This is a genomic window from Pontibacter sp. FD36, from assembly GCF_015686655.1.
Taxonomy (GTDB): Bacteria; Bacteroidota; Bacteroidia; order Cytophagales; family Hymenobacteraceae; genus Pontibacter.
In genome coordinates, this window is sequence record NZ_JADPMP010000010.1 from 81,322 (window position 1) to 94,861 (window position 13,540).

A 13,540-nucleotide genomic window follows, 5' to 3' on the forward strand; every position below is an offset into this window, starting at 1 on the left:
TTGGAAAAAGAACAGTCCATAAATTACTTCAAAGTTATAGGAAAAGCCATTCTAAAAATAGTTTTGGCCTTAATCCTGTTGCTTTTGGTGGCATTTGCGGTTGTTTTTGTGGCCATTCGCTACCCAGGGGTGCAAACCAAGGTCGCCCAGAAAGCAGCCGAGTACATCTCCCGTACCATTGATCACGAAGTCACGATCGGGCGTGTGGATATCGAGTTTTTCAGCAACGTGATTCTGGAACAGGTGAAGGTGCTCGATTACCGGGGTGAGGAGCTCTTTTACGTAGGTCGGGCCGAGGCAGACATCAGCCTGTTCTCTATCTTCCGGCCAAACACCCTGGGTATAGCCACGCTGGAGCTGCAGGAGCCACGGGCTAACCTGGTGCAGTACGAGGGCACCGATTCCCTCAACCTATCCACCTTCATCACTTCACTCGGCAATCTGATCACTAAAGACACGACCAAGGCTTCCCAACCCTTCGAGTTCTCGATCGATGAACTGATCATCAAAAACGGCGCCTTTACCTACGACGACTTCAACCGTGCCCCCACCGACTACGGCATCGACTACTTTCACCTGGGTATAGACAGCATCTCGGCACGCTTTACGGAGTTTGAGCCCGGCGACACCCTTAAGGTCCGGGTAACAGACCTGACTGCTTTCGAACGTCCGTCCGGTATACGGCTGCACAATCTCGATGTGTTGATGACCTATGCTTCTACCTTCTGGGAATGGGACGAGCTCGACCTGCGAGTGAACGAAAGCAATGTGCAGGAGTACATCCGCTTTGATTATAACCGTTTTGGCAACTTCTCCGACTTTATCGATAGCGTGACGATGACGGCCCGTGTGAAGGACTCGCGGGTGTATTCCCGTGACATTGCCCTCTTTGCCCCACAGATCAAAGACTACAATGAGAATGCCTACATCGCATCGGGGGAATTTGAAGGTCGTGTAGCGGAGTTCGTGGCGACCAACCTGGATGTAAAGTATGGGCAGAACACCCACATTGTAGGCACCATGAACGTGGATGGCCTGCCTAACTGGGGTGAAACCTTTGCCAACATCCGCCTTCAGACCTCTACGCTTAATGCCGATGACATCAAGCAGTTTCTGCCTGCCGATGCCTATACCATCGCCTCCCGCTTAGGAACAGTGAAGATCGACGGGCGCTTCCTGGGTTTCTACAATGACTTTGTGGCCAATGGCAGTTTTGCTACGGCGCTGGGCAATGTGCAGTCCGACATCAACATGAAGATAAACCGGAGCAACAATGCCTCCTCTTACCGTGGTCGACTTAAAACACAGAATTTCAACATCGGTCGCCTGATAGGCAATGCGGACGTTATCAAAACGATCACCATGGATGGTCGTGTTGTGGGATCTAGCTTTACACTGGAAGATGCCCGCATGGAGATCAACGCAGATATTGCACAGCTTCACCTCCTTGATTATAACTACCGCAACATCCGCACGGACGGCACCCTGAGCCGCCAGCGTTACGAGGGTCGCTTTGCCATTGCTGACCCGAACCTCGTCTTTACGGCCAATGGCGAAGTGAACCTGGCAAATAACAACCAGGCTTTCAACCTGAGGGCTGATCTGGACAAAGCCGACCTGAAAGCGCTACGCATTTCGGATAAGTCGGTGATCGTACAGGCCAATGCTGACCTCAATTTCCGCGGCCTCCGACTTGATGACTTTGAGGGCACCGCCTTCTTTGACAGTGCCGCCGTCACTTACGAAGGCCAGCGTGTCGCCCTCGACACGATCCGGGTACAGTCACGTATCGGTGAGGGTATACGCAGTCTTACGCTCCGCTCTACCCCACTGGCCTTGCGCGTGAGCGGTGACTTTGATTACTCCGTCCTGATAGACGATCTGAAGCAACTGGTGCAGGAGTACCAACTGAACTTTGAGAGTAACGATGCCGCCACAGCTGCTTATTATAGCCGCAAGCGGCCCTCTAACCGTCCCGAATATAGCCTCGACTATGATCTATACCTGCGGCGGGTCAATCCGCTTATCCATTTATTTGTGCCAGAGCTTACTGTTTCTGACTTCTCAAAGTTGGAGGGCACTTTCCGGCATGGCAATACAGTTATCCTAACATCCTATGCGCAGATAGACACGATCCTGTATGATGATGTAACACTATACGAGAATGACATAGAGCTTAGTACCTCCAAGCTGCAAAACAGTCCGGATGTGCTGGCCAGTGCCCAGTTTACCTCCGAAAAGCAGGTACTTCCTTCCGTGGGTGAAACAGAGCGCCTCCTGCTGGAAGCGATCTGGAGTGAGCGCACGATCGGGTTTTATACCAACCTGCTGCAACCCGCTTTTAACAACCAAGCCACCGTGGTTGGCGACATTAATTTCCTCCAGGACCGCCTACAGGTGGTATTTGGCAGATCCAATATTACCCTTCGCGAAACTCCATGGGCTTTCCAACCGGGCAGTATGGTGTACATCAGCGAGAACGGAAAGCGCTTTGATTTTGAAGAACTGATTCTTTCCAACCAGGATCAGATCATCCGGGTAGACGGCGCCATCGGTCAGGACCCAGGTAGTACGCTGGTGGCCAGCATCAAGAACTTTGACCTCCGCAACCTCAACCCGCTCATGCCCGAGCAGATCAGAGGTACCCTGAATGCTGAACTGACGGCACAGGATGTTTATAATAATGCCCTTCTGAACGCAGGCATGCGCGTCGACTCGTTCTACCTCGACAATGTATTGATCGGCGACATCCGGGGCAAGGGCGACTGGAACAATGAACAGCAGCAGATGGTGGTCGATGTGGACGTAGAACGGAACAGCAAGAAAGTATTAACACTGACAGGCAACTACTATCCCCGTGCCGAAGAAGAGCAACTGGATATGCTGGCCGTGCTGGACGAGACCCAGCTCAAGATTGTGGAGCCGATCCTGAAACCGATCATGTCGCAGCTGGAGGGAACCATGGAGGGGCGCATCCGGGTGCTCGGCAAGTTGTCGGCACCGATCCTGACTGGCTCTGTCATGGTTACCGGCGGTCAGTTCCGCTTCGATTACCTTGGCACCACCTACCGATTCTCCGACCGGGTCTACTTCGGGGCCAATAGCATTAGCTTCCGCAATGCGCAGCTGCGTGACCTATATGGTAATGTAGGCACTGTGACAGGCGGCATCGCCCACGATGGCTTCCAGAACATGGTGCTCGACCTGAATGCCCGCTTCCGGAACCTCATGATCCTGAACACGACTTACGAACAAAACGAACTCTACTATGGTACCGCCTTTGGCACCGGTACAGCCAGCGTGCTGGGTCCTGTGGACAACCTGAAGATAGACGTGAACGCCCGAAGCGACGCCAACACCCGTATTGTTGTGCCGCTTGACAACCAGACCGACCTGGCCCGCAAAGACTTTATCCGTTTTGTAAACCGCAACATCAGCGACTCAACCGGTGTGGCCGTGGCAGTGGAAGAGCAGCGGGTTGACCTTTCTGGCATTAACATGAATTTTGACCTGGACGTGACTGATGACGCCTATTTCGAGATCATCATCGACCGGCAGACAGGTGACGTGATCCGGGGTTCAGGTAGCGGACAAATCCAAATGACGATTGACACCCGGGGCGAGTTTAATATGTATGGCAACTTTGAGATTGCCAATGGCGCCTATAACCTTAACCTACTGGAGGGGGTGGTATCACGTGAATTCCGGGTGACGCCTGGAGGTACTCTGTCCTGGAACGGCGACCCGCTGGAAGGCATCATGGACCTGCGTGCCACCTATACTCAAAGCGCATCCTTAGCCGATATTATGACCAACCGAGGCGAAAGCGATTTAACATCTGCTCCGCAAGGTCGCTACCCGGTAACGGCGATTGTTGATCTGAAAGGTCCTATACTGACACCCGAAATTCGGCTGGGCCTGGACTTTGAGAGTATGCCGGCCAATGCCCGCCTGCAGCTTGACCCTATCATTGCAGCTATCCGCAACGATGAAAATGAATTGAACAGACAAGTGTTCAGCTTACTTGTACTGCGCAGGCTGGCCCCTATTGGCATGTTTGCCTCTTTTGACAATGCTGGCGTTTCAGCAGTGGGCGGTAGTTTGGGAAGCTTGCTCACAGGGCAACTCAGCGGCCTGCTCAACTCCATAGACAGCAATCTGGAGGTCGATATCGGCCTGGGTGATGTGAGTCAGGATGCGCTCTCCACTTTGCAACTGCGCCTGAGCTATACCTTCTTTCAGGGGCGCCTGCGGGTAAGTAGCCAGACAGGTATAGGCGCAGCCGCACAGTCCGAGCAGGCTGGTGGCAACAACCGAAGCTCTTATCAGGGTAACTGGTCCATCGAGTACTACATCACACAGAGCGGCGAGTTGAGAGCCCGACTGGAGTATAACACCCTGCCTGAAAACTACCGCACCCGGGTTTCGAATACGCAGCGCCTTAGCTTACTGCACACAAAGCGCTTCGACAATCTGCGGGAGCTCTTTGGCCGGGATCGGGATGCACGCCGCGAGCGCCGACGCGAGCAGCGGGAAACACCCATCATCCTCGACTCCGACCCACGCATGAATCTGTAAAGCCCGGAACACTAGCCGGGCTTTTTGCATTAGCTGGCCGGAAGCACCTCATATTTAAATAATATTTCTATTTTTGCACGGAAGCGTATCGTATGGCAACAACTACCCCCAAGACAGTCAAGAAGAAGAAGCTCGGTAATTACCCGCATGCCATGGTGGTGTTCTCCATCTCCCTGGCTTTGTTTGTAATTGGCCTGTTTGGCATGCTGCTGATTCATGCTGGCAAGCTCTCCGACATTGTGAAAGAAAGCATTGAAATGCAGGTATACCTGGATCGTGATCTGACACAGGTACAGCTGGACCGCTTGCAGAAGACACTGGCTGCGAAAGAGTACGTGGCTTATAAGGGAGACACAGCTCAGGTTCGGTTCCTTTCAAAAGAAGAGGGTGCCAAGGCCTTTCTCGAAGAGACCGGTGAAGACTTCATGGCCTTTTTGGGAGATAACCCACTTCGTGACACCTATGTGCTCCGCATCAATGCCGAGAGCTCCAGTTCAGCCCAGCTTAAAGGTATAAAAAACGACATCGAAGGTATAGAGGGGGTGTATGAAGTACAGTATGTGGAGAGCCTGATCGAGTCTATTAACAGCAATATTCAGAAAATCAGCATCCTGCTGATCGCATTTGCAGGTATACTGGTACTGGTGGTGATTATCCTGATCAACAACACCATCAAACTTGCCTTGTACTCCCAGCGATTCCTGATCCGGAGTATGCAATTGGTGGGTGCTACCTCTTTCTTTATTCAGCGACCTTTTCTTAACCGCGCCGCATTTCAAGGCATCATAAGTGGCATTGTTGCATCTGTTTTGCTTTTTGCGTTGATGCAGTATGCTTACCGTGAGATTACAGAACTGAGTCTGCTTAAAGACGAAGAGCAGATGTACATGCTCATGATCGCCCTGATCGTATTGGGTGCCGTAATCGGTTTCCTGAGCTCTTACCGCGCCGTACGCAAGTACCTGCGCCTTTCACTTGACGAATTATATTAATATGGAAAATAAGAACAAGCTTGCCTTTGGCAGAAAGAACTACATCCTGATGCTGGTGGGCATTGCCGTGCTGGCAGTTGGTTTTATCATCATGACGCTCGATGACGAGCAGTATGGCCTCGGCTTTATGGGTATCACATTGGGCCCGATCGTGGTCATGGCCGGCTTTGTGATCGAGCTGTTTGCGATCATGGTGAAAGATAGAACACACGAAAACACAGAAGAGTAGTTAGATGAGTGAATGGCAGGCTATCATTTTAGCCATAGTTGAAGGACTTACCGAATTTTTGCCTGTATCCTCTACAGGTCACATGATCATTGCTTCGGCCCTGATGGGTATAAACGAGCTTCCGATCACCAAGATATTTGCCGTAAACATTCAGTTTGGTGCTATCCTGTCGGTGGTGGTGCTGTATTGGAAGCGCTTTCTCAACAGTTTTGAGTTTTATCAGAAACTGATCTTTGCCTTTATACCTGCGGCAGTCATTGGCTTCCTCCTCAACGACGTAATCGACGCGATGCTGGGCAGTGTGTTTATCACAGCTGTGATGCTGGTGGCTGGCGGTGTGGTACTGCTCTTCGTGGACAAGTGGTTCGCCCATGCCCAGGAAAACAAGATCACCTATAAGAATGCGCTTGTTATCGGTTTCTTTCAGTGCATTGCTATGATTCCGGGCGTTTCGCGCTCTGCAGCTTCTATTATCGGTGGCCTTACCCAAGGCATCAACCGCAAGGCGGCAGCTGAATTCTCCTTCTTTCTGGCGGTACCTACTATGCTGGCAGCAGCGGGTTATAAGCTGGTAAAAGACCTGCTCAAGCTTGAGATCTCAGACATCGTCACCTTCGACCTCGTAAAAATCAGAAACAGCTTCGACGTCATCACAGCCGATGATCTGCGCCTGTTGCTTATCGGCAATGTGGTTGCTTTTATAGTGGCTATGATTGCGATCAGGTTCTTCATCAACTTCCTGACCAAGTATGGCTTCAAGATGTTCGGGTATTACCGTATAGCACTAGGTATAGCCTTGCTGGCACTGCTGGCCATGGGTGTTGACTTAAGAGTATAACATGAACTACAACTTTGAAGCAGGCGAGATACTGCTCCTTGATAAACCGCTTACCTGGACGTCGTTTGACGTGGTGAAAAAAGTGCGCAATACCCTGCGTGTAAAGAAGATCGGCCATGCCGGCACCCTTGATCCTCTGGCATCGGGACTGCTGATCCTGTGCACCGGTAAGTTCACCAAGCGCATCGACGAGATACAGGCGCAGGAAAAAGAGTACACCGGCACCATCACACTGGGCCAGACCACTCCCTCTTACGACCTCGAAACGCCCGTAAGCGAAAGCAAGGACATCAGTCACCTGACACCAGAGGACATACAAGCTGCTGCCAATAGTTTCGTAGGCACCATTGAGCAGATACCTCCTATTTACTCGGCGGTGATGATAGACGGCAAACGTGCCTATGACCTGGCCCGCAAAGGCAAGGAGGCCGAGATGAAGCCGCGCACTGTGACCATCAAGGCGTTTGACATCACAAACATTGAGGGAGCTGTTATTTCTTTTAAAGTGATTTGCAGCAAAGGCACCTACATCCGCAGCCTGGCCCACGATCTGGGACAGAAGTTAGGAGTAGGCGCACACCTGTCTGCCCTGGTGCGCACCCGTATCGGGGAGTACAAGTTAGAGGATGCCCTCACGATCGAAGACATTCAGGAAATCAGAAGAGCCCAACTCGAAGCGAATGGAAGTAATTCGTGATATAGCTGAGTTTCCGAAGCTGAGTTTCCCGGTGGTCACCAGCGGCACCTTCGACGGGGTGCATGTAGGCCACCAGAAGATTCTGCAGCGCGTGAAAGAACGTGCCCGCCAGACTAATGGTCAGAGTGTGGTGATCACCTACTGGCCACACCCGCGCCTGGTGCTCTTTCCGGAGGACAATGACCTCAAGCTGCTCGCCACCATCGAGGAGCGCATTGAACAGCTGCGCAGCTTCGGGATTGACTTCCTGCTGATCATACCGTTTACCAAAGCATTCTCCCGCCTGAGTTCGCGCACCTTTATTGAAGATGTGCTCGTGAAGGCCATCCATACCAAAGTACTCGTCATTGGGTACGATCACCGCTTCGGGAAAAACCGCGAAGGCAGTTTTGAACATCTGAAAGCCCGCTCCGCTCAATACGGCTTCGAAGTAGAAGAAATTCCACGTCAGGATGTGGACGATATCGGTGTGAGCTCCACTAAAATCCGGAAGGCAATTGAGTCGGGTGATATACCTACAGCCAACCGCTACCTGGGCCATACTTACAGCCTTACCTCTACCGTGGTGGAAGGCAACAAATTGGGCCGCACCATTGGCTTCCCGACTGCCAACCTGGCCATGCCCGCCTCGCACAAGCTTATACCTGCCCATGGCGTGTATGCGGTTTGGGTAAAGCACAACGAACAGCGGCTACCCGGTATGATGAACATCGGCATACGCCCGACAGTTGACGGTTCTCACCTCACCCTGGAAGTACACCTGATCAATTTTGAGGGCAATCTCTATGGCCATACCCTGACCGTTGAGTTTGTGGAAATGCTGCGTCAGGAAAAGAAATTTGAAGGATTTGAAGCCCTTAAGGCCCAGTTAGCCAAGGATAAAGATGCCGCTATGCGTATACTTCAGGCGTAGTCAGGTATAGCAAATACCGTTTCGACTAAACAATCCATCCCTTAAAACAGTAATCTAAACGATTTCGGGCTCTACAGACTCAGGTATAGGTCCGGAATTCAGATAGCTTTTTTAGGCAGAATTTGGATGGAGCACATTACCCTTCTTTACGACCCGGCACAGGAACATGTAGTACAGGATCAAATCATACCTGTATTCGGGGACCAGATTTCCCAGGTACAGCCCTTTCAACATAATGAAGTAAGCCGTCTAGCCATTGCGCATGCCTGTTGTGTGGTCACTTACCTCAACGACGAACAGCTTTCCGAAGTAGTGCCAGCTGCCATACGAGAGAAGTGGACGCTAGGCTTTCTGCCCCACCCTGACATGAAAGAGGCGCGACAAGGGTATGGCATATCGGGTGACCTGCTGGAGGCAATCGTGGATATTCGCCAGAGAGACAAAGGTATAAACGCCGACCTCCTGATCTGCAACGACAAGCCCGTTTTCAATACCGTGGTGATCGGCAACAGCCTGAGCCTGATGTCGGCCAATGTGTCGCGCAACCCTATTTTGTCGCGCATGGACAAGGTAAAGAGCATCTTCCGCCACCCGGAACTACTCAAGCCCCGGCCTTTCACCATCACGACCGGTAACAAGCCGCCCATCAAAACAGCTGCTTTGGGTATTATATCTGTGCTGCACGGCAAAAGCTCGCTGGTGTCACGTATTCTGCTGAAAGACTCCTTCATCAATGACGGGCGATTGCATGTGCTTATACTGGCACCGCGCAGCATCATGGAGCTGGTCAGGTTCTCGGTTTCGTCTGCTTTTGGTCAGAACGGCAGCCAGCGGATGCCCTCGTTTATCGGACACATCAAAACGCGGTCTGTGTTGATCAGCAGCGAGATCCCGATGGACTTTTCGCAGGACAACAAGCTAATGAGTTCCAGGGAAATCGAGCTGCATGTGAGCGCTGATAAACTCACCATCATACCCGGGCGCTACCTGGTGGTTGATAATAAAAAAAGTGACGCTGAGGAGAAATTTAAAGTAGGCACGCTGCCCCAGGGGGAGTCTTTCCTAAAAGAGTTTGCGGCAGAATCATTGCCGTGGGTATTCCATGCCTCCACGCACGAGTTCAAGGGCTTGTTCACCGTGCTGCGGGAAAATGCGAGGCCATCCAGCGCCTACCTTACCTTGATGGTACTTTCCACGATGCTGGCCACTTTCGGTTTGTTTGCCAACTCTACCCCTGTTATCATTGGTGCCATGATCCTGGCTCCTCTGATGTCCCCGATCATATCGCTCTCCATGGGTGTGCTGCGTCAAGACCGCAAACTAACACTCCAAAGCATGAAGACAATCGGCTATGGCTTGCTGCTAGGCTATATTGCTGCCATACTGCTGACTTGGCTCAGTCCTCTGCAAGCCATGAACGATGAAATAACCGCCCGCATACGTCCTAACCTCCTGGACCTGGGTGTGGCTATCGTGTCAGGTATAGCAGGCGCTTATGCACACGCCCGTGAAGAAGTAGCCAAGACACTGGCAGGTGTCGCTATTGCGGTCGCGCTTGTCCCTCCGCTGGCTGTGTCTGGTATCGGCATCGGCTGGGCTGACTGGGATGCTTTCATCGGTGCGCTGCTCCTGCTGATGACCAACCTGGCAGGCATTGTGCTGGCTGGTTCCTTCACGTTCATGCTGTTAGGCTTCAGCCCCCTGCATCTGGCCAAGAAGGGACTATTGGTATCGTTGCTGGTGGTAGTGATCGTGAGTATGCCGCTGGGCTACGGCTCCTTTACCATGATCCGGGACCATAAGGTGATCCGTTCTCTCAGCAACTTTACTGTAGACGACATTACCGTCAAGCAGGTATCCGTTGTCCGCGGCAATCCCATGACCCTGAGCGTGACGCTTGTATCAGAGGAGCCGATTGACAACGAGGATCTGGATCGCGTGAAAGCTGCTATCTCCCGGGAAGTAGGAACAGAAGTAATGTTGGAAGCCCTGATCGTGGTGAAAAAATAACTCCTCACCTGAGCTGGGACGGATTTCACCTAAAAACGAAAGGGCTTCAATTGTATATGGCCTTTTTTCTATCTAACTTTCTATCGGATAAAATCTAAGTTCAATGGCTGTCGGTGCTGGCTATACCTGCCGGACTGGCACATAAGCATACCTTCTAACAATGATAAATAAAACTGTAAAGAACGCACAGGAGGCCCTGCAGGGTGTGCAGGACGGCATGACCCTGATGCTGGGCGGCTTTGGCTTGTGCGGTATCCCCGAGAACGCCATTCAGGAGCTCCTGCGCCTAGGCGTGAAAGACCTGACCTGTATTTCGAATAACGCCGGTGTGGACGACTTTGGCATTGGCCTGCTCCTGCAGCAACGCCAGGTAAAGAAGATGATCTCCAGCTATGTGGGCGAGAATGCGGAGTTTGAGCGCCAGTTGCTGAGCGGTGAACTGGAAGTAGAGTTGATTCCGCAAGGTACGCTGGCAGAGCGCATCCGTGCTGGTGGTGCTGGTATACCTGCCTTCTTTACGCCTGCCGGTTATGGCACTGAAGTAGGCGAGGGTAAGGAAAGTCGTGAGTTCAACGGCAAAATGTACCTGATGGAAGAGTGGCTGAAAGCAGACTTCTCATTTGTGAAAGCATGGAAAGGCGACACAGCCGGTAATCTGATCTTTAAAGGCACTGCCCGCAACTTCAACCCGATGATGGCCGCAGCCGGTAAGATCACAGTGGCGGAGGTAGAGGAGCTGGTGCCGGCCGGTGAACTGGACCCGAACATGATCCATACGCCGGGCATTTATGTGCAGCGCATTTTCCAGGGCGAGAAGTACGAGAAGCGTATTGAACAGCGCACAGTTAGAACCGCTTAACCGACAAACAAATGGCTTTAGACAAAAATCAGATAGCGAAACGAATCGCAAAAGAAGTAAAGAACGGCATGTATGTGAACCTGGGCATCGGTATACCTACGCTGGTGGCCAATTACATTCCGGAGGGCGTGGAAGTGGTGCTGCAGTCGGAGAACGGGTTGCTGGGTATGGGCCCCTTCCCTACCGAAGACAAGGTGGACGCCGACCTGATCAATGCCGGCAAGCAGACGATCACAACACTGCCTGGCTCCTCCATTTTCAGTTCTGCCGAGAGCTTTGGTATGATCCGGGGTGAGCATGTGGACCTGACCATTCTGGGTGCCATGGAGGTATCAGAGCAGGGCGACATTGCCAACTGGAAGATTCCAGGCAAAATGGTGAAAGGTATGGGCGGCGCCATGGACCTCGTGGCCTCCGCCAAAAACATCATTGTGGCGATGCAGCACACCGCACGTGACGGATCCTCAAAGCTGCTCAAAGAATGTACCCTGCCGATCACAGGTCTTAAATGCATCAAGAAGATCGTGACCGACCTGGCTGTGCTCGAAGTGACTGATGATGGTTTCAGACTACTGGAGCGCGCGCCTGGCGTGAGTGTGGAAGAGATACAGAAAGCGACGGAAGGACGCCTGATTGTAGAGGGGGATATTCCAGAAGTGCAGCTTTAAGGAGCTATACCTGTTACACCGAAAGCGCAGTGCAAAACTGCGCTTTTTCTTTTTAAATTTGCATGAAGGCGCTTTTTAACGCTTTCGAACAAAATATCATATCAAAACGATACTTGCTTCACGTATACCTGAGGCAAGCAACCACTAATATATATGAGTGAAAAGATAGAAGCGAATTCTGAGCACAGACTGTTACTGCGCCAGCTGGAACTCAAAGACTACAAGGAAGTGAAAGAGATCATGGATCTGGTGTACTCTAACATTGACGGCGCCTGGACCAGAAAAGAATTCTCCAATCTCCTCAAAAAATTCCCGGATGGCCAGATCTGTATAGAAGACAAAGGTCAGGTAGTGGCCGTAGCGCTCAGCCTGATCGTAGACTACGCCGTGTATGGCGACAAACATACCTATGAGCAGATCGTGGACAGAGGCACTTTCAAATCACACGATCCGGAGGGTGACACGCTCTATGGAATTGACGTATTTGTGCACCCGGAGTACCGCAACCTGCGTCTGGGCCGTCGTCTGTATGACGCCCGCAAGGAAATATGCGAGAACCTGAACCTGCGCGGCATCATAGCCGGTGGCCGTATACCTGGCTATAAAGACTATGCAGACAAGCTGACGCCTGCCAAGTACATTGAGATGGTGCGGAACAAGGAGCTGGCAGACCCGGTGCTGTCGTTCCAGCTGAGCAACGACTTCCACGTCCGTAAGATCCTGAAAGGTTACCTCCCCGATGATACAGATTCCCGCGCCTACGCGACCCTGCTCGAGTGGGTAAACGTGTATTACGAAGAGAAGGAAAAGCTGATCGGTGGCAAAAAGACCGTTGTGCGTATCGGCATTGTGCAGTGGCAGATGCGTGCCGTAAAGTCCCTCGAGGACATGATGCAGCAGATCGAGTTCTTTGTGGACACCGTGAGTTCATACAAATCAGACATCGTGGTATTCCCTGAGTTCTTCAATGCTCCCCTCATGGCCCTCTCCAAAGAAGACTCTCCTTCAGAGGCTATCCGAAATATGGCGGAGTACACCGACGAGATAAGAGAGCAAATGATTCACATGGCGCTCTCCTACAATATCAACATCATTGCAGGCAGCATGCCGGAGTACTACGACAACAAGCTCTATAACGTGAGCTACCTCTGCCGCCGCGACGGTACTTATGACAAGCAGTACAAGCTGCACGTGACACCAGACGAATCTCATTACTGGGGTATGCGCGGTGGTCATAAGCTAAAGATCTTCGATACCGACATCGGTAAGATCGGCATCCTGATCTGCTACGACGTGGAGTTCCCGGAACTGGCCCGTATGCTGTCTGACATGGATATGAAGATTCTATTTGTACCGTACTGGACCGATACCAAGAACGCCTACCTGCGCGTGCGCCTCTGCGCCCAGGCCCGAGCCATCGAGAATGAGTGCTATGTGGCCATCACAGGTAGCGTGGGTAACCTCCCGAAAGTAGAGAACATGGACATCCAGTACTCTCAGTCCGCCGTCTTCTCCCCTTCCGACTTCGCCTTTCCACACGATGCTGTGGTAGCCGAAGCTACGCCGAACACAGAAATGACCCTGATCGCTGACCTGGACCTGGACCTGCTCAAGGACCTGAACACAGCTGGCAGCGTGCGTAATCTCAAAGATCGCCGTAAGGATCTGTATAATTTGAGTTGGGTACTGAGGCAGGAGGAGTAGGAATTTAACTAAAACTAAAAGAGGGCTGTCATTAACTGACAGCCCTCTTTTA

At 51.9% G+C, this 13,540-nt stretch carries 10 protein-coding genes; all 10 read left to right on the forward strand.

Translation table 11 applies throughout. From position 1 onward, the window contains the following. Nucleotides 1-4,578 (forward strand): translocation/assembly module TamB domain-containing protein, encoded by a 4,578-nt coding sequence (locus I0P70_RS15060; protein ID WP_255531039.1) that lies wholly within the window; start codon nt 1-3, stop codon nt 4,576-4,578. 92 nt (nt 4,579-4,670) lie between these two features. Next, a complete protein-coding gene (locus I0P70_RS15065; protein ID WP_196119565.1) occupies nt 4,671-5,570 on the forward strand; it encodes an ABC transporter permease in 900 nt (299 codons plus the stop codon). 1 nt (nt 5,571) lies between these two features. Continuing rightward, complete coding sequence (locus I0P70_RS15070) at nt 5,572-5,799, forward strand: DUF3098 domain-containing protein (protein ID WP_196119567.1); 228 nt, start codon at nt 5,572-5,574, stop codon at nt 5,797-5,799. A gap of 4 nt (nt 5,800-5,803) precedes the next feature. Further along, nucleotides 5,804-6,637: an undecaprenyl-diphosphate phosphatase gene (locus I0P70_RS15075; protein WP_076423059.1), complete on the forward strand. Its 834-nt coding sequence runs from the start codon at nt 5,804-5,806 to the stop codon at nt 6,635-6,637. Nucleotide 6,638: 1 nt separating this feature from the next. Beyond that, complete coding sequence (truB, locus tag I0P70_RS15080; RefSeq protein ID WP_196119569.1) at nt 6,639-7,334, forward strand: tRNA pseudouridine(55) synthase TruB; 696 nt, start codon at nt 6,639-6,641, stop codon at nt 7,332-7,334. Continuing rightward, nucleotides 7,318-8,247: a bifunctional riboflavin kinase/FAD synthetase gene (locus I0P70_RS15085; protein ID WP_196119571.1), complete on the forward strand. Its 930-nt coding sequence runs from the start codon at nt 7,318-7,320 to the stop codon at nt 8,245-8,247. Before truB ends, I0P70_RS15085 begins: the two co-directional genes overlap by 17 nt. A gap of 126 nt (nt 8,248-8,373) precedes the next feature. Continuing rightward, complete coding sequence (locus I0P70_RS15090; protein ID WP_196119573.1) at nt 8,374-10,257, forward strand: DUF389 domain-containing protein; 1,884 nt, start codon at nt 8,374-8,376, stop codon at nt 10,255-10,257. 160 nt (nt 10,258-10,417) lie between these two features. Continuing rightward, complete coding sequence (locus I0P70_RS15095) at nt 10,418-11,116, forward strand: CoA transferase subunit A (RefSeq protein ID WP_196119575.1); 699 nt, start codon at nt 10,418-10,420, stop codon at nt 11,114-11,116. A gap of 11 nt (nt 11,117-11,127) precedes the next feature. Beyond that, nucleotides 11,128-11,784, forward strand: coding sequence for a CoA transferase subunit B (locus tag I0P70_RS15100; RefSeq protein WP_196119577.1), 657 nt, complete (start codon nt 11,128-11,130; stop codon nt 11,782-11,784). A gap of 153 nt (nt 11,785-11,937) precedes the next feature. Then, nucleotides 11,938-13,488 carry a carbon-nitrogen hydrolase family protein gene (locus I0P70_RS15105; RefSeq protein WP_196119579.1) on the forward strand — a complete coding sequence of 517 codons (1,551 nt, stop codon included), beginning with the start codon at nt 11,938-11,940 and terminating at the stop codon, nt 13,486-13,488. Nucleotides 13,489-13,540: the final 52 nt, after the last annotated feature.

Bases quoted from the DNA above. Each gene is read 5' to 3' on its own strand.
- I0P70_RS15065 (WP_196119565.1), top strand. From the start codon at position 4,671: ATGGCAACAACTACCCCCAAGACAGTCAAGAAGAAGAAGCTCGGTAAT.
- I0P70_RS15070 (WP_196119567.1), top strand. From the start codon at position 5,572: ATGGAAAATAAGAACAAGCTTGCCTTTGGCAGAAAGAACTACATCCTG.
- I0P70_RS15075 (WP_076423059.1), top strand. From the start codon at position 5,804: ATGAGTGAATGGCAGGCTATCATTTTAGCCATAGTTGAAGGACTTACC.
- truB (WP_196119569.1), top strand. From the start codon at position 6,639: ATGAACTACAACTTTGAAGCAGGCGAGATACTGCTCCTTGATAAACCG.
- I0P70_RS15085 (WP_196119571.1), top strand. From the start codon at position 7,318: ATGGAAGTAATTCGTGATATAGCTGAGTTTCCGAAGCTGAGTTTCCCG.
- I0P70_RS15090 (WP_196119573.1), top strand. From the start codon at position 8,374: ATGGAGCACATTACCCTTCTTTACGACCCGGCACAGGAACATGTAGTA.
- I0P70_RS15095 (WP_196119575.1), top strand. From the start codon at position 10,418: ATGATAAATAAAACTGTAAAGAACGCACAGGAGGCCCTGCAGGGTGTG.
- I0P70_RS15100 (WP_196119577.1), top strand. From the start codon at position 11,128: ATGGCTTTAGACAAAAATCAGATAGCGAAACGAATCGCAAAAGAAGTA.
- I0P70_RS15105 (WP_196119579.1), top strand. From the start codon at position 11,938: ATGAGTGAAAAGATAGAAGCGAATTCTGAGCACAGACTGTTACTGCGC.